The organism is Streptomyces sp. NPDC000941 (genome assembly GCF_053599555.1).
In genome coordinates this window covers 47,323-62,884 of the sequence record NZ_JBSFMM010000011.1, presented here as the reverse complement: position 1 = coordinate 62,884, position 15,562 = coordinate 47,323, and the positions used below count along the sequence as shown (strand labels likewise).

General features: G+C 70.7%; 15 protein-coding genes. All 15 read right to left on the bottom strand.

Annotation, left to right across the window (positions count from 1 at the left end; translation table 11 throughout):
• Nucleotides 1-20 precede the first annotated feature (20 nt).
• The 15 genes from ACWDSL_RS06635 to ACWDSL_RS06565 all read right to left on the bottom strand — a co-directional run bounded on the left by ACWDSL_RS06635 (nt 21) and on the right by ACWDSL_RS06565 (nt 15,380).
• Nucleotides 21-290, bottom strand: a complete 270-nt coding sequence (locus ACWDSL_RS06635; RefSeq protein ID WP_450482369.1) for a hypothetical protein — start codon at nt 288-290, stop codon at nt 21-23.
• The gene (locus ACWDSL_RS06630) at nt 287-1,042 is read right to left on the bottom strand and encodes a hypothetical protein (RefSeq protein ID WP_450482367.1); all 756 of its coding nucleotides are present in this window, start codon (nt 1,040-1,042) and stop codon (nt 287-289) included. The genes ACWDSL_RS06635 and ACWDSL_RS06630 overlap by 4 nt, the downstream gene beginning before the upstream one ends.
• A gap of 247 nt (nt 1,043-1,289) precedes the next feature.
• A complete protein-coding gene (locus tag ACWDSL_RS06625; protein WP_450482365.1) occupies nt 1,290-1,805 on the bottom strand; it encodes a hypothetical protein in 516 nt (171 codons plus the stop codon).
• Nucleotides 1,806-2,255: 450 nt separating this feature from the next.
• A complete protein-coding gene (locus ACWDSL_RS06620) occupies nt 2,256-4,589 on the bottom strand; it encodes a hypothetical protein (RefSeq protein WP_450482363.1) in 2,334 nt (777 codons plus the stop codon).
• Nucleotides 4,590-4,684: 95 nt separating this feature from the next.
• The gene (locus ACWDSL_RS06615; RefSeq protein WP_450482361.1) at nt 4,685-5,065 is read right to left on the bottom strand and encodes a hypothetical protein; all 381 of its coding nucleotides are present in this window, start codon (nt 5,063-5,065) and stop codon (nt 4,685-4,687) included.
• Nucleotides 5,066-5,084: 19 nt separating this feature from the next.
• Nucleotides 5,085-6,809 (bottom strand): hypothetical protein, encoded by a 1,725-nt coding sequence (locus ACWDSL_RS06610; protein ID WP_450482359.1) that lies wholly within the window; start codon nt 6,807-6,809, stop codon nt 5,085-5,087.
• An 87-nt stretch (nt 6,810-6,896) separates the two neighbouring features.
• Nucleotides 6,897-7,454: a GIY-YIG nuclease family protein gene (locus ACWDSL_RS06605; protein WP_450482357.1), complete on the bottom strand. Its 558-nt coding sequence runs from the start codon at nt 7,452-7,454 to the stop codon at nt 6,897-6,899.
• Nucleotides 7,455-7,598: 144 nt separating this feature from the next.
• Nucleotides 7,599-8,228 (bottom strand): hypothetical protein, encoded by a 630-nt coding sequence (locus ACWDSL_RS06600; protein WP_450482355.1) that lies wholly within the window; start codon nt 8,226-8,228, stop codon nt 7,599-7,601.
• Between the two features lies 1 nt (nt 8,229).
• Nucleotides 8,230-8,790 (bottom strand): DUF6197 family protein, encoded by a 561-nt coding sequence (locus ACWDSL_RS06595; protein ID WP_450482353.1) that lies wholly within the window; start codon nt 8,788-8,790, stop codon nt 8,230-8,232.
• A gap of 229 nt (nt 8,791-9,019) precedes the next feature.
• The gene (locus ACWDSL_RS06590; RefSeq protein ID WP_450482351.1) at nt 9,020-11,560 is read right to left on the bottom strand and encodes a hypothetical protein; all 2,541 of its coding nucleotides are present in this window, start codon (nt 11,558-11,560) and stop codon (nt 9,020-9,022) included.
• 157 nt (nt 11,561-11,717) lie between these two features.
• The gene (locus ACWDSL_RS06585) at nt 11,718-12,305 is read right to left on the bottom strand and encodes a DUF6197 family protein (protein WP_450482349.1); all 588 of its coding nucleotides are present in this window, start codon (nt 12,303-12,305) and stop codon (nt 11,718-11,720) included.
• Between the two features lie 114 nt (nt 12,306-12,419).
• Nucleotides 12,420-13,199, bottom strand: a complete 780-nt coding sequence (locus ACWDSL_RS06580) for a hypothetical protein (protein ID WP_450482347.1) — start codon at nt 13,197-13,199, stop codon at nt 12,420-12,422.
• Nucleotides 13,200-13,512: 313 nt separating this feature from the next.
• Nucleotides 13,513-13,770 (bottom strand): WhiB family transcriptional regulator, encoded by a 258-nt coding sequence (locus tag ACWDSL_RS06575; protein ID WP_450482346.1) that lies wholly within the window; start codon nt 13,768-13,770, stop codon nt 13,513-13,515.
• A gap of 106 nt (nt 13,771-13,876) precedes the next feature.
• Nucleotides 13,877-14,257 carry an ATP-binding protein gene (locus tag ACWDSL_RS06570; RefSeq protein WP_450482450.1) on the bottom strand — a complete coding sequence of 127 codons (381 nt, stop codon included), beginning with the start codon at nt 14,255-14,257 and terminating at the stop codon, nt 13,877-13,879.
• A gap of 322 nt (nt 14,258-14,579) precedes the next feature.
• A complete protein-coding gene (locus ACWDSL_RS06565; RefSeq protein ID WP_450482344.1) occupies nt 14,580-15,380 on the bottom strand; it encodes an NUDIX domain-containing protein in 801 nt (266 codons plus the stop codon).
• Nucleotides 15,381-15,562: the final 182 nt, after the last annotated feature.

Here is a 15,562-nt window from a genome sequence, read left to right as displayed (position 1 = left end):
CGGATGGTCGTTGCCGGGCGTCAGCACGCGCCTTCGGCCACGGCTGCGTGGGGCTCGTGGTCGACCGCGGTCTCGCGGGTGGTGTCGGGTGTGGAAACCACGCGCAGATGCCGGTCGTGCTCGCCGAACTCCCAGCCGCCCAAAGCGGCCAGGAGGACCCGGCAGTGTTCTTCGGCGACCGGTGCGGGGGTGGGTGTCCAGGTCGGGGGGCGGTGCTCCGGCCGGGGCCTCGCGCCGCCGAAGGTCCCGGTGGGTAGCTCCTCTGCTAGCAGCCGCTCCAGCGGGGTCACGGCCCGGCCTCCGGCGTCTTGGCCGCCCGATGGGCGGCAAGGGCGCGGCGGCGGACCAGGGTACGGCGGTCGGTCCATGCGGCCGCGGCGGCGGCCGGCGGGGTGCCGCGCAGAGCCTCGCCGTAGAGCCATAAGTCGTGCTGGGTGTCGGAGGCCGGGGTGGCGTATCCGGCGGCGGTGAGCGCCTGCCAGGTCTCGGGCGTGTGCTGGCAGGCGCAGGTCTGGCACAGCGGCTGGGCGATGGGCTGCTCCGTGGCCGTGGTGCATTCGCTACTGCAGGGCAGCGCGGGGGTGCAGCCGCACGCGAAGCAGCCCACCGGGCCGACGCCGCGGCGCAGGTGCCGCTCTTTGTAGAGGCTGACGCGGTAGACGTCAGCGCTCGGCCAGCGGGTGGCGCAGTAGCGGCAGCGGTGGACCCGTGTGGGCTCGGGCCGGCCGGAGAGGTGAGCGATGTCGCTGGTGCGGCTGGCCCGTCCGCAGGCGGAGCACTCCTCCTGGACGGCGATGTCTTCCGCCGTCAGCGATTCGACGTCGACGAGGATGACGGGCTGGGAGTGCTGCGCGTCGAGGGCGGTCTCCTCGATGCGCCAGGGGTAGTCGCCGCCGTCGGGGACAGCACGCGCCCAGGTGCGTCGGACCCCGCGGAGCAGGTCTTGGGGCCCGGAGCCGGGGAGGATGTGCTGGCCGTAGATGACCCGGTAGTAGGCGGAAGTGACAGCCAGAATCGTCCGCTGATCCGGGCTCCCGAGCATGAGCAGCGCGTCGTCCTGCTGGCCGATCGCGAGGACGGGCGTGCCGTGGAGGAGGTCGAAGTCCCCGGATCAATACAGCGGGAACGGCTGTTGATCATGATCGAGGGTGCTGGTCATGGAGTCTCCGTTCGAGCTCGGTCGAGAGGTGCGTCCGTCGTCGCGCCTGCTCGCGGGCATGCCAAGGCCGCGGAGCGGCATGGGCGGGTAAGTGCATCCAGGCCCGCCTGATCGGCGGGCGAGGCGGCGGTCAGGCGGCGCGGAAGTAGCGGGCAGCGACGTCCATGAATTCGTCGTGCGCCACCATCGCGGCATGGCGAGCTGCGGTCAGCCTGTCCTTCGCGGCCTCACGGGTCCCGGCTTCGGCCAGGTCGCCAGTGTTGGGGAACACGTCACGCATGGCGTAGGTCAGCGTGATCATGTGTGTGGCGGCGTCGCGTACTTCCTGGTCCTCGATGAGGACGCGGAGCATGGTCAGTGGTGCGTCGATGGCGGAGCGGGTGGTGTGGCTTGTGTCCCGCAGGGCCTCGATTCGCTCAGCCGGGCGGCCCTTGACCAGCGCATCGCCGCGCTTCCACATCGCGGTGCGGTGTTTGCTGACGGCGGCGGCCAGGTCCGTGAAGGCTCTCAGGCGGTCACGGCGTACCGCCTCGCGGTGGCTGGCTTCCATGGCCCGCTCGGCGGCCCGTTCTTGGGCGCGTCCGCTGACGATGGCGCCGAGTAGCGTGCCGAGCACGGCGATGGCACCCGCCAGCACCGTCTCCATGGGGGTTTCTCCTGTCGTCGAAGTGTCCCCGGGATGTCCTGCGCAGTGCCCGAGCCGGGGAGGGCCGGGACCCTGCGGGCAACCCGTCAAACTGCAGCGTTTCTCCGGGGCGGCCGGGCCTGGGATGCCGGCGGCCGCCCCGGGCGCTTCAGCGGCCGTCGGCCGTGCGGGCGGTGGTGCGGGCACGTGCGACCTCCTCCAGTCGTCGGTGGACAGCGCCGCGCCCCGCCGACACCAAGGGGGTGTCGGCGGGGCGCGGTGTGGCTCGGTCGCAGCGAGCGGTCCGGCTGGTTGGGGTGGGCTCCGGCGCTGTGCGTGCCGCGCCCGCGCCATGTGGGGCACAACGCCCTGCCGGACACTGGTTGGCTACTTCGCCCGTGTAGCGAGGGCAGCTGATACCGGCTACGGCGCGCCACCCGTATGGGAAGCGCGCCGTTATGTGACAGCGTGTTACGCGGCCTGCTCGTCACTGACGGCCGGCGCCGGCCCCAGGGCCACCTTCGAGGACTTCCCCTCCGTGATCCGGTGGATCTTCCCTGCGGCCTCCAGGGACTTCAGGTTGTTGGCGAAGGTCGACTCCTTCAGGCCGGTGGCCGCCAGGAGCTGGCCGCGGTCCACGTAGTCGATGTCCTCCGGGTCGACCTCGTCTCCCTCGTCCAAGGCGTCGACGTACAGGGGGTCGGACTCGTCGCGGAGCGCGTGCAGGATCTTCTCCGCGGCGGTACGCTCCTTCGCCTTCGGGAGGTCGACGCCGGCGAAGCTGGTCCCCGCCTCCCCCGTCTCCGCGCCGTCCTCGTCGCCTTCGCCCTTCTCCTCGAAGCCGGGGATGGGGGTCATGGCGCGCTCCTCCATTTCGGCCTCGTCGCCCCACCACGGGACGTCAAGGGGCACCGCAATCTCGTCGGGCCGGATGTACGGGGTGGCGTCCTCCAGGGTGTCGAAGCGCATCATGCCGGCACGCCCGCCCGGGGCCGCGACGTAGCCCAGGCCGAAGGTACGGCGGGGGTCGCCCTCCTCCACGCTCGGGTCGTAGATCAGCGAATCGTCCTCGTCGACCCACACCGCGGGGATCAGGGAGGGGTCCAGGCCCTCGAAGCCTTCGGGGAGGTCGCCCAAGTTCACCTGGTCACTGTCGGTGCGAAGGATGATCCAAGTCCCGCCGGCCAGGAGGTTGGCGCGGATCGCTTGCTCCCCGCCGATCTGGTCCAGGTTCACGGTCTGATTCGCCAGGACCCAGGGGAGGCCCAGGGAGCGGCCCAGGCTGGCGCCGTCCTTGACGATCTTCACGGCCTCCTTGCGGTTGACGACCCCGGGGCCCAGCTTCTGGGCGGCCTCGTCCAGGATCGTGGCGCAGTACGGCCGCAACTTCGAGGGCTGGAAGTTCTTCAGCTCCAGGCGCGCGGCCTCCTCGATCCGGTGCTGAAGGACCCACCAGGACAGGCGCATGGCGCCCAGCGCGTCGTAGTTGCCCAGGCCGGAGTACGCGGCCATGCGCGGAATCGCGGGGTTGGACGCTCCCTTGGGGTCCGCGTAAATCTGCGCCATGCCGTTGGCGTGGTAGGCCAGCGAAATGATCTGGAGGCCGCCGCCCTTGCCGGAGCCGGTGGTCCCCGCCACGACGACGTGGAGGGCGCCCAGCTTCGGGTCGAACAGCTGGAGGCGCGCGGGGTAGCCGGAGACGATCTTCCCGACGTTGGCCCAGCCACCTGGGGTCGCTTTCAGTGATTCCAGGCCCTCGAAGAGGTGGCCGGCCTCCAGGGGGTTGGAGTCCATCACGCGGACGATCGCCTGGCGGGGGTTGCGCTTCGGCTCGTAGGAGACGAGGTCGATCGACCGGCGGAGCGCGCCGGCCAGCGCGCCCAGGTCCACGGTGCGCGGGAGCGCGTCCAGGTCGTCGTCGGCCTCCACGAGGGCGGACTGGCCCTTCGTGTTGGGGTCCTGCTCCACCTTGACCAGGTGGGTCTTCGGCAGGACGCGCTTTTGGACGCGCTTCCAGGCCCCTTCGAGGGTGTTCGGGTCCAGTTCCGTGGGCTGGACGTAGGAAACGGTGATCAGCGCTTCACCGGCGTGGTCGCCGTGCTGGATCTTGATCCAGGCGGGATTCACGCGGTACACGCTGGAGACGGCCTCCTTCGTGACGTTCACGGACGCGCCGGCAGGCGCGATGATCCGCCCGGTCCAGTACGTCATGTACACCGTGACGTCGGTCAAGACCTGGTGGCGGTGCTGGCCCTTGTCGGGGTCGGAGATCGTCCGCTCCCAGGCGGCCATGATCTTCTCCGCCGGTGTGAGCGGGGGCGGCGCCCCGGTGTTCGCCTCCGCGGTCGGCGCCTGCTGCTGGACGGCCACCTGGTGCTTGCCGAAGACGCGGCGGAGCCGGTACCCGATCAGGCCGACCGCGGCCCACCAGCCCAGCGACAGGATCCCGGGTACGGAGACGGGATCGAGGACGCCGGCCATCAGCATGTCGACGCCCTCCCCGCCTTCGGCCAGGCCCAGCGCCAGGGACATTCCCGTGGTGATCGTGGAGATCCCCATGGTGTCGCGGTGCGCTCGGGCAATGTCGATTCCGGGGAGCGCGTTCGCCCAGCGGCCCAGGCGGTTCATGTAGTTGGCGCCAGCGAAGGTCGCGCCGGCCAGGAAGCTGGCGCCGGCCGCCGCCGCCGCGTTCGGGTCCAGCGCAGGGGCCAGGAGGCCGGCCCCGATGGGGAGGACTACCTGGGCGATGGCCGCGGCGCGCTCCGCCGGCTGGGCGTTCGGCACGGTCTGAAGGGTCGTAGACATCGGGGACACTCCTCCTGGATCCGGGTGATCCACGCAAAGGCGCCCGTACCGGGGGTCGGTCCCGGTACGGGCGCGTGGGGTGGTGTGGTGTTCGGTTACTCCTGCTCGAACCAGTCGCGGCTGACCTTCTCCAGGTCGGTCACGTTCGAGCGGTCGAAGGCTTCCTGGAAACCGGCGTGGGTGGTGCGGGCCTGGTCGCCGACCGCGGCGGCGGCCTTCGACGTGTCCTGGGCCTTCGCCGCGTACTGGATCGCGCCCCCCGACACGCCCCGGATGACCTTCGCCAGCTCCTGGCATTCGGAACGGGAGTCGGGGTCGACCGACTTCCCGGCCAGGGCCTCCGCGTCGGTCACGGTGTCGTCTGCCAGTTCCTTGATGTTGTCCGCGGCCTTCTTCACGGACTCCGCGTTTCGGGCCAGCGCCTTCTCCTTGGCCCCGACCTTCGCCACGAGCGCCTTGTACGTCAATTCCGCCATGATCAGCTCCTCCCGGTCGTCACGCGGCGGTCGCGTACGAACCCTTGTCGTTGTAGAACTTCAGCTCCGCCGGCTTCGTCTCGCCGGAGTCCACGACGGCCTTGTACAGCGGGGCGTACCGGGTGTCGATGTTGGTCCGCACGACCTTGCACATTTCCGCGGCGCGCTTCGCCTGTTTGTGGAGTTCGGCGGCCTCTGTCGCCTGGTTCTTCGCGGCCTCCACCAGCTTGGACAGCTTCTCCGCGACCTTCTCCCCGCCCTTGACGTTCTTGGCCTGCTCCATCAGCTTCTGGCAGTCTTCGGCTTCCTTCTCCGCGGCCTTCTCCAGGTGCTTGCACGCCTCCGCGATTTTGATCAGGTGGGTCTCCTTGGCCTCCAGCTTCCGCTCGTACTGCTTGAAGTTGCGGAGTTCCTTCCGGCTGATCGACCCGCGGGCGCCGTCGGTGCCCAGGGTCAAGGTGTTGGCGTCGATCGCCTTCACCATCAGCGGCTTTACGTCGGTGCTCACTCCGTCGTCTCCCTCGTCGGTCGTGATGACGACGGTCCGGCCGTCGCCCGTGGTCGCGGTGATCGGGGCCGGCTTCGTCTTGCCCTCCGGCTTGTCGCCGGCCAGCTTCTGCTGGCCGTCCTTGCCGACCTGCTGCTTGCGGTGATCGTCGCGAGCCTTGTCCAGGCGCACGTGTTCCTTCGCGTTCTCCGCCTTCTTGTCGTCCCATCCGTCTTTGGCGCCTTTCGCGTACGCCTTGACGTGGTCGACTCCGTTCCGGATCGCGCTCCCATTGCCGTGGCCGATGTCCCGGGACTTCTCCAGCGGGGTGCGGCGGTCGACTCCGTCCTGGCAGTGGCCGGCCCTCGCGCCCTTCTCGCCTGCACCCGACCCGGAGCCGGATCCGCCGCCGGAGCCGGACGAGCCAACTCCGCCGGCCTTTCCGTCCTTTCCGGCCGCGCCCTGCTTCCCGGACCCGCCGCCGCTGGCGCCGGCGCGGCTGTCCTTCGAGCCCTTCCCAGACCCTTCGCCGGAGTCGGAGGAGCCGGTGTTCTTTCCGGACCCTCCGGACGCGCCGCCCGATCCGCTCGAGCCGGACGCGCCCCTACCGCCACTGTTGTTCTTGTGGTCCTTACCGCCGCCGACCTGCTGCTTTCCGCCGCCCGATCCGCCGGATCCGGAACTCCCGGAGCCACCGGATGAGCCGGACGAGCCGTGGCCGCCGCCGGATCCTCCGCCCGATCCACGCCCGCCGGCGCCGCTCGAGCCATTCCCAGCCGAATTCCGCTGGGTCTTTCCGCCGGAATTCCCGCCGGAATTCCCGCCGGTACTTCCGCTGGAATTCCGTCCCCCTCCTCCAGCCCCTCCGGAGCCGTTCCGAGAAGGGAGTCCGCCCGACTTCATGACCGTGGTGGTCCGGGCCTCCTTGACCTGGTGCGCCTGGGCCCTGGCCTTCTCCAGGTCCAGGCGTTTGTTCGTAGTCCCGCCGCCCTTCGCCCAGCGCTGAGCCATGGCCAGACCGAACTCCTTGATCACGCTCCGCTTGTGCTTCACGCCAGCCGCGTCGGACCCCTTGCCGACGACGTCGTCGGCGGCGCGGTACGTGGCGCTGGAGGCCCCGGGCGCGGACCGGTCCAGGGCACCGTCCGCCTTAGCGGTGGGATCGTCACCGGCCGGCCGCGCGGCGGAGGGGTCGGCGGTGGGTCGGGCCGGCTCGATCGCGGCCAGCCAGCCGGGGGTGGATCCGGTCCCGGTCACCGGCGCCGGCCCGCCGCTGGCGGCCGGTGTCGCAGGCGGATCCGGTGGTCCGGGGACCGCGGGGGGCGCCGTATCGGTCGACATATCTCATTCCCCTTTCTCGTGTACCACCAGCGACCACTGGCGCTTCGAATTGCTGACGAGACCGGCGCTCTTGAGCTGGGAGAGCTTCACGGCCAGATGGGGCGCGGAAATGCCGGTCGCCGTGGCTACCTCATTCACCGTCATCGGGGCGCTGCTGGCCTCCAGAGCGGCCAGGATCTTCTCCTTTACCGTGGGTGTTGATGGGGATCGCTTCTGACTTTCCCGGAGTTCTTCCAGTCCTTCCGCGGATGGGAATAGCCCTTCGTCCCGGAGGGCCTGAACCGCGTCGGTGACCATATGGATGGGGTTCGCCTCTCCGAAGTCGAACCACTCTCCGATCCCACGGAACCGCTTCAGGTGATCGTGGATCAGCCCCTCCAGGAGGCGCCCGCCCTCGATGGTCGTCAGGATCCGGAGGGGGTTCGGGTTGCCCGATTGCAGTTCCGCCAGGCGGTTGCGCGCGTTGCGCGCCGAGCCGATCTTTACTCGTCGGTCGGCCGCGGATCCGATCACGTAGACCACGCCGTGCGCGTTGCTCCGGCCGGTCCTGTCGTGCCGCATGTGCTCCCTCGATCGTTACTTAGGGTGGTTACTCCTTACCTGCTTCCCGGGCCGAGAGAGCGCACAGGACGCCCTCAGGGGGCGCCTCTTCGCTGTTCAGGCGATCGGGAGTAGGTAAGGAGTAACCACCTCAACTACGGTGTGTTACGAGCTGGCGGCCTTCTTGCCCTTGTTCGCGGCCACCGCGATGACCAGGGCGCCGCCGGCGACGAGGCCCAGCAGGGTGGCGGAGTTGATCCCCCCGCCATCGCTCCCGTTGGCGTCCTTCGAGGAGCCGGCCGCGGCCATGTCGGAGCCGTCCATGTCCGCGTCGTACTGCTGCTTGCAATCCGCGATCACGTCGGACTTCGAGGGCGATCCGTACCCCTTGCCGACGAGGTCGGAGGAGTCCTTCACGCACTGGTTCACGCTGGCCTGGCGGGCGGCGGCAGTTGCCTTGTCGGACTTCTCGTCCTTCGCCTTCGCCTCGTTCCGGATCCGCAGCTCCTCCAGTTCCAGTTTCTTCATCTGGATCTCCAGCGCCGCGGCCTCCTTGCGGTCGGCCTCCACGTCGGCGGAGTGGACGTTCCACCAGATGGTTCCGCCGCCCACGATCGCGACGCCGGCCACTGCGATGGCGACCTTTCCGCGGCGCGTCAGGCCGGACTTCTGGGTCTTTACGACCGGGGTTCCGTACGCGTTGACGTCCTCGTACGGATCGACATTTCCGAAGGCCATCCCCTGGTTGATTCCCTGGGAAATGCCCTGGAACGCTGCCTCCTCTTCGGGGGTCATTTCAGTCTCCGTTCTTCCGTGCGATGTCGGAGGCGTGGGAGATCATCGCCCGAACGCCTTCGAAGGCGTTGTGAGAAAGGTCATTCCAGGCCCAGAACTTCATATCGACGCCCTGGCGATGAAGGGCGGACTGAAGGTAATTGACGGCCTTACCGCGACCGATAGGAGAGACGTGCCCGGTGGATTCCAGGAACGTCTGGGCACCGCGAATGCACATCTTTCCCGTGGGGCTGAAGTCAAAGGACTGACACCAGCCGTAGCGCTCCAGTACCTGGATTACCTGGACCAGGTGGAACGAGGGCTTCAGGGGGCGCGGCTCCACCCAAAGGCCCAGGTCGGCCATTTGGGCCCGGACCGCCTTCGGGATTAGCCGCTGGCCCCAGGTCGGAGGGTCCGGCGCCCAGATCGCCAGGGCCGGCGGGATGACCTCCGGCGGTGCCAGGCGGGGGGAAGGCGAAGGCCCCTGCTGATCTCGTTTCAGCGGGGGCCTTCGTGGTGCCTGAAGCCGTTCAGGCACCACCGTCTCCGGACGTGCCGGAGACGATGTGTTGGTCTCGGTCATGCGAAAAGACCTCCAGGTCTCGGGGGTGGAAGGGGGAGAGAGTCCGTGTCCCCGAGGCTGTTGCGCGGGGTGGGGCGGTACTCGGTTCGTGCCTGGCCCGCTGTCCCCGCTCGGGGCAGGGGTGCGGGCGAGCGGCCTGTCGGCCGTGGCCGTCACCGGAGCGCGCTCGGTGCGCGAGCGCGGTCCGGTGGCGACTATGAGCGGCAGGACGGTTGTGCGGGCGGTCCAGTCAGCGGACCGTGTGCTGCTTGAGGGCGACGGCGATCTGTCCGGCGCGGTCCGTGGCGATGGAGCCGCCCTCGGCTCGGACCGCCTTGGCGATGTTGGTCCGGTTCAGCGGCTCGTTCGCGGTCCGGAGCCGGTCCAGCACGGTCCGCTCCAGGTCCGTGAGCGTGATGACCGTGCGGTCCGGACCGCCTTCCTCGTTCCGGTCCGGACCGCTTGCGCTGTCCGGCGCCTCCTGGTCGGCTGGTCCGGTGCGGTCCGCGTCCTGCGGTCCGGGAGCGGCGTCGGTGGTCCGGACCGTCACCCTGCGCGTGCCCGCCGCGCTCTGGGTGGCGGGCACGGTCCGAGGTCCACGGTCCGGACCGGGGCCGGTCGGCAGGTCAGCGCTCTGCGGTCCGGCCGGACCGGCCTCCAGGGCGAGCGCCGGTCCGCCGGTCCGGTCCGTGGCTCCTGTGGTCCGGACCGGGCCATGGACCGCCTTCCGGTCGGCCGGACCGGACCGGACCGCGTACCCGCCGTGCTGGACCGGGCGGACCGGAGCGGGGCTTTCCAGCGGTCCGTGCCGGTCCGTGCGGGTCAGAGTGAGGACGGTGGGGATGGCGGCCGGTCCGTGGTTGTCGGCCCCGATGCGGGGGACGACGACCCGGTGCAGGGCCAGGCCGGTCCGGACCGCCTTGCGGTCCTCGAGCTGTGCACCGGCTGCGGTCCAGGCCCGGTCCAGCGTGGTCAGGCGCGAGTCGGTGATCGCGAGGGACCAGGCGGTGAAGCTGTGGACCGGGTAGCGGAACCAGCGGACCGCCCCGATGGAGGGCCGCGCCTTGGCGACCTTGCCGTCCTCACGGAGCTTGCGGCGGTGGATCAGTGAGGCGTACAGCTCCCACAGCACCATGCCGACGATGCTCATGGCGGCGAACGCCACCGCCTTCGGGGTGAAGTGCCAGTAGGTGATCTGCTCCGTCCAGATCTTCTCCTTCGCGTCCCAGACCCGGCTGTCGGCCACGGCCTGCCCGGAGGCGTGCCAGAAGTTCATGACCGCCGCCCCGAGGGCGAAGATCCAGGTGGAGACCCGGTAGAGGGTTCCGGCGTCGCCGCTCTGGCGGGCCTGGTGGTACATCCAGCCCACGAACGCCGTCGACAGTTCCCAGGCGGCAGCGAACAGGATCGTGAACGGGACGACCCAGCCGAGGATGTCCTCGGCGAACCCGGCCTGGCCCGTCCACGCGACGGCCATCGGGGCGGTGATCGGACCGATCACCATCAGGCGTTCCGCGTTGACCTTCACGAACTGCTTCACGCGGTCGGTCACGGCCGGCTTCCCGGCGCGGGACGCGGCCCGCAGCTCACGGGCCTTGGCCTTGCGGGCCTCCTTCGCGTTCCTGCGCTCCCCTTTGGCCTGGAGCTTGAGGCGCTTGCGTTCCAGTGCCCGCTCGGTGCGGTCGGTGGCGCGCTGCATCCGGGCGGCGGCTTCGGCCACCATGTCGTCGGCGGCCTTCAGCGTGACGTCGGCGTCCGCTTCCCGCAGCCGGGCCTGCGTCAGGGCCTGCTCGGCTTCCTTGAGCTGCGCGTCCCGTTTGGTGCGGGCCGCGGCCAGGATGCGGTCGGCTTCCTCGCGGGCGGTGCGGGTCAGCCGCTCGGCGTCCTCGGTCGCCGTCGCCCGCAGGCGGCCGATGTCCTCCTTGGCGAGCGCGCGTGTACGAGCCGCATCCGCGCGGGACGCCTCCCGCTCGCGGGTGGCGTCCTCACGCAGCTCGGCGGCCGCCTTCTCCGCTTCGGTGCGCACCCGCGCGGCCTGGGCGTCCGCGCTCTCGCGCAGCCGGTCGGCCTCGCCTCGCGCCCGCTCCAGGAGCTGTTCGGAGTCGGTGGTAGCGCGGGTGCGGGTCTCCGCCGCGGTGCGCTCTGCGCCGGCCAGCAGCTCGGTGCGCGCGCTCTCCGCGTCGGCGAGGGCCTTCGCAGCGGCCTGAGCGGCCTCGGTGCGGACCTGCTCCGCCTGCGCGGCCGCCGTGGTGGCGACCTCGTCCGCCTGGCGGCGTGCGTCGGCGAGGACCTGTTCGGCTTCGCCGGCCGCCGTCGCCGTGACGGTGTCGGCCTCGCGGCGCGCGTCGGCGATCATCTGCTCCGCCTTCGCTTCGGCGTCGGCGAGGACCTGCTCCGCGTCGGCGGCCGCCGTGGTGGCGGCCTCCGTGCGGAGCCGGTCGGCGTCCGTCGCGGCGACGGCCAGGAGGCGGGACTGCTCCGCGGTGGCGGCCTCGGTGATCGAGGCGGCCTCGGTGCGCGCGCCGTCCAGCAGCTCGGTGGCGCGCACCTCGCCGTCGGCGAGGATCCGCGCGACGTCGTCGGCGGCCAGGTCCCGAAGGTCGGCGGCGCGGTCCGCGGCGTCGGCCACGACCGGGTCGGCCTCCTCGAACACCAGCGGCGCGGTGTCCTCGAGGGCGGCGGCCCGCGCCGGAACGGCGGCCCGCGCCGGTGCCTTCGCGCGCCCGTTGGCGCGGGGCTTCGCGGCTGCGGCGGTCTGGCGCCTGCGGCGGGTGGCGGTCTTGGGGGCCACGGTGTTGTTCCTCTCTTATGCTCCGGCGCCTCCGTGCAAGAGGTCACCGCGGTCGGCATCGGGTCGGTAGGGTCGTGACCAGGCCCTCCGGGGCCCCGGCAGCTGATATGCCGGGGGCTCGGAGGGCCGTTGTGCTGGTGCGGTCAGTACCGGGGGTTCAGGCGGCCGCCGTTTCCTGGCTGGGCCCGTAGGTGCGGGCGAACTGGGCGCCGGCGGTCAGCAGGGCGGTGATGTCCGCGTGGGTGCGGTGCTGCCGCTCCGACCAGGGCGTGGCGCGAGCGGAATCGGCCCCGGTGTGGGCCTGGATCACCCGGTCCAGGACGTAGCCCGCCACATAGGCGGTGTCCGTGTCGCCGTGGGCGCCGTCCTCGCCGACGTGACGCAGGGCGGTGGCCAGGGTCCGCTGCGGGTCGGTGCCGCTCTCGTCGCGGACGAAGCGGATCAGCGCCCGGAGCATCGCCTTGACCGTCATGGAGTCGTCATCGGCGAGGTCCGCGCCGGCCGACCAGTCCTTGCTGTAGTCGTAGGCGCGGATCCAGCCGTCCTTGTCGAGCAGGGCGATGGTGGCCTCCAGGTGGCGGGCCACGGCCTCGCCGGAGGACTCCTCGCCGGACGTGCCGATCCACAGCGGCTGGTAGGAGTCGGCGGCGAGTTCGGCCGCCTTGCTCAGCGTCACGTCGGAGAACACCGCAGCAGCGGGGGCGGGAGCGCTGGCCTGGGGTGTCGAGGTCTGGGTGGAGGTCACGGTGATGGGGTCCTTCCTGTGATCAGGCGGTGTGGGTGCTGTTGGGGATTCCGGTGGTGGTGGCGATGGCGTCGCCGGTGAGGATGTGGCGCTTCAGGAGTACCGACAGGCCGGTCAGGCGAGAGCACGGTGGGCCGGGTCGGAATCGCCAGCCAGGGTGGCGATCTCGCGCAGCTGCTCCCGCTGCTTCTCGATCTCGCGGGTGACGTCCTGAACCAGCGGGGTCTCCCGCTGGAAGTACGAGTCAGGCCGGTAGGCGGAGATATGGTCGATCCACCACCGGGAGGCGTCCAGGCCGATGTCCTTGGCAACGGTGGTCAGCCCCAGCTCGTCGTACTCCCCGGCGACGTAGACCTGTTCGCTCGCGAGCTTGGCGAGCTTCTCGGCGAGCTCATCCCACGCGGTAGCAGCGACCTTCGCGTCGCGCTCCGCATCGGTCAGGCGCAGCAGCTGCGCGCGCCACTGCCCGTCCGAGGTCTCCCAGAACGCTTTGAAGGTCGCGCGCAGTTCGGCCTGCGCCGTCGTCCATGCGTCCCACAGCGGCGCGGCCTCGCGGAGCAGCGGTCCGGCCTGCAACCGGAGGCGGGCTTTGGACCACATGATCCGCGCCGCGTCGTACTGGCTGCTGAGCTCGCGGCGCTGCTCGTAGGTCACCGCCTTGTCGTCGTAGACGGACTCCGGCATCTTCGGCTCGGGCTCACGGCCGGTAAAAGCGGTGAAGAAGTAGTTGACCCAGCCGTCGTACCGGCCGGGCTCGGACCGCACGAAGTGTGGGTGGTGGTAGTGGCTCAGGTCGGCGACCGCGGCGGGCGATGTCTGGGGTTCCGGCTCGGCGGGGGCCTGGCAGGGCAGGCCGGCGTCCAGAGGGTGCTTCAGCGGAATGGTGCGCGGCATGTGGTTCTCCTCCATCGCAGGAAAGGCGGCCCCGGGGCTTTCCCGGGCAGGGCCGTATGGAAAGGCCGGCCGCCCGGGGTGCGGGCGGTCGACCTGGTGGAGTGCGGTAGGGCGGGCAGGAAGTCGCCCGCGGCTCCCGTACGACGAGAGCAGGGCGTTCAGCTCGCTGAGGGTTGCGCGCCGTGATGGCGGAGGCTCTTGGGGCCTCCCTCGAATCGCCTCGGTCCCCAGCTGTCCGGCTCCCTTCACCGCCCGACCCAGCCGCCAGGCATCAGCGGTCGGTGCGGGCGGATCAGGCAACCGCCAGAGCGGGTCACGCCGAGGCGTTCCGGGCACGCTGGCGGGCGATGCGGCGCCTCATGGCGCGGCGCTCGTCCTCGCTAAGGCCGCCCCAGACTCCGAACTCCTGGCCGGACTCCAGCGCCCACTGCAGGCACTGCTCCATCACGGGGCAGCGGCGGCAGACCGCTTTGGCCTCCGTGATCTGCGGCAGGGCCGGGCCGGTGTTCCCGATCGGAAAGAACAGCTCGGGGTCTTCCTCGCGGCAAACGGCGTTGTGACGCCAGTCCATGACTCCTCCGTCGTGTCGTGTGGTGAAGGAGATGAGGAGCGGGCAGGGTGATCTCGGCCCGTGTGGCAGGCTGACCTTCCGCACGCCCGCTCCTCGAGGGAATTCGCTACGCAGCGCCGAGCGGGCGGACGTGGCACCGGATCTGCTTGCCGATCGGCGAGCAGGCGGTGGTCCAGCCGGGCGCGAGCTCGTCCAGGAGCCGCAGGCCGCGTCCGGACTCCGCTTCGCTGCTGTCCATCGCCGCCGTGCTGCGAGTCGGCAGCAGGTCGCCGCGGGGGTCGTGCACGGTGACCGCGATGCCGGTGTCGGTGGCGTACACCTCCACGAACAGCAGCGCGTCGGGGCCGCAGGCCCGGTCCGCGTTGCTGATCAGCTCGGAGACCACCAGCATGGCGTTCTCGGCGGTCTCTTGGTCGGCCCCGTACGCCACCGGCACCTCGGCGGTCATCTGCCGAATGGCGCGGGCGGTTGTGGCCGAGGCCGTCATCTGGGCGGTAAACCCGCGGACGCGGTGACGCGGGAACAAGCCGCGGACGACGGGGAGTTGCGGTCGCTCCTGGCGGTCACCCCGGACCCGGTGCAGCGCCTGCTCCGTGTTCGGGTCGCTGTCGGCCGGGTGTGCGCGAGGAGGCGGTGGAGCTGTCATGATGGTGGGCACGGTCGTGGTCCTCTCTCCTGGATGGTGAGCGACCGACGAAGGCCCCGGGGCGCAATCCCGGGGCCTTCATCGTTGGGGGGCATCCTGCCGACCCCCTGCCGTCGCCGTCATGCGACGGCGGCGACAGGCAGCGCAGGAGCTGCGTGCCAGGTCATGACTGCTGGTTGAGGTATTCGAGGGCGCGCTGAAGCAGCGGGCGGTGCGCGGCGTAGAGGGTGCGCCCGGCTGCGGCGAGTGCTGTTTCGAGCTCGTCGAGCGAGCCGAACGGCCACCACCCCGCGTCCGCAGCGTCGTCTCCGGCGGTGGCGGTGACCCGCTCGGGTAGCTGGTAGAGCGCGATGGTGGACGCAACCCAGGCATGATCCGTGTTACGCCAGTCGTCTACGACCTGACGGCCGAGGATGACGGGCTGCTGATCGGCGAGGTCAACGCCGGTTTCCTCGCCCCCCTCGCGCACCAGGGCAGCCGGGACCGTCTCACCCTGGTTGACCATGCCGCCCGGGATGGCCTCCTCCTCAACGTCGTCGCGAGTGATCAGCAGCACCCACCCGCCGGCGACCACGATGGGGTCGGCAGCCTGGTTCTCAGCCCACTTGCCGAGGTTGCGCCCGGTGCGCCCGGTGCGACCGTGCGGGTGCAGCGGCCAGCCCCGCCCATCAAACTCGAACGGCACGAGCGCGTCGGCCTGGCGCTGCTCCCAGTCGCGTACGAGGTCCGGCGTAGCGTCCCCGTCGACCACCCAGTCGGGCACGTGCTGGGTCAGTGCCAGTGGCCGCAGCTCGAGCGGTGTGATATCCACCGGCGCGTACCCCGGCCAGCTCACCGACCAGCAGCGCCGATCCTCGGGCACGGTCACGCCGGGGTGGTCAACCGGGGCGTAGTGGTCCGGGTCGAGGGCCACGACGTCAGTGGTGCACTCGACCGTCTCGGTCGTCTCGGTCGTCTCGGTCATTGAGATTTCCTCCCTGACCGGGCCCGCGTGGTGGCGGGCCCGGAGTCGATATCGAAAGATGGCCGCTCGAGGGCAGGATGAACGTCGGCTACGCGGTGGCCTGCCTCCCACGCGGGCGCGGCCGCCAATGAGGCGGCCACGAGCAAAACGTGGGTGAGCGGGTGAGTCAGTCCCCAGGTCGC

What these genes read in the sequence shown, in the direction of transcription:
- ACWDSL_RS06630 (WP_450482367.1), bottom strand. Translation starts at nt 1,042, where the DNA reads ATGCTCGGGAGCCCGGATCAGCGGACGATTCTGGCTGTCACTTCCGCC.
- ACWDSL_RS06625 (WP_450482365.1), bottom strand. Translation starts at nt 1,805, where the DNA reads ATGGAGACGGTGCTGGCGGGTGCCATCGCCGTGCTCGGCACGCTACTC.
- ACWDSL_RS06620 (WP_450482363.1), bottom strand. Translation starts at nt 4,589, where the DNA reads ATGTCTACGACCCTTCAGACCGTGCCGAACGCCCAGCCGGCGGAGCGC.
- ACWDSL_RS06615 (WP_450482361.1), bottom strand. Translation starts at nt 5,065, where the DNA reads ATGGCGGAATTGACGTACAAGGCGCTCGTGGCGAAGGTCGGGGCCAAG.
- ACWDSL_RS06605 (WP_450482357.1), bottom strand. Translation starts at nt 7,454, where the DNA reads ATGCGGCACGACAGGACCGGCCGGAGCAACGCGCACGGCGTGGTCTAC.
- ACWDSL_RS06600 (WP_450482355.1), bottom strand. Translation starts at nt 8,228, where the DNA reads ATGACCCCCGAAGAGGAGGCAGCGTTCCAGGGCATTTCCCAGGGAATC.
- ACWDSL_RS06595 (WP_450482353.1), bottom strand. Translation starts at nt 8,790, where the DNA reads ATGACCGAGACCAACACATCGTCTCCGGCACGTCCGGAGACGGTGGTG.
- ACWDSL_RS06580 (WP_450482347.1), bottom strand. Translation starts at nt 13,199, where the DNA reads ATGCCGCGCACCATTCCGCTGAAGCACCCTCTGGACGCCGGCCTGCCC.
- ACWDSL_RS06575 (WP_450482346.1), bottom strand. Translation starts at nt 13,770, where the DNA reads ATGGACTGGCGTCACAACGCCGTTTGCCGCGAGGAAGACCCCGAGCTG.
- ACWDSL_RS06570 (WP_450482450.1), bottom strand. Translation starts at nt 14,257, where the DNA reads ATGACGGCCTCGGCCACAACCGCCCGCGCCATTCGGCAGATGACCGCC.
- ACWDSL_RS06565 (WP_450482344.1), bottom strand. Translation starts at nt 15,380, where the DNA reads ATGACCGAGACGACCGAGACGACCGAGACGGTCGAGTGCACCACTGAC.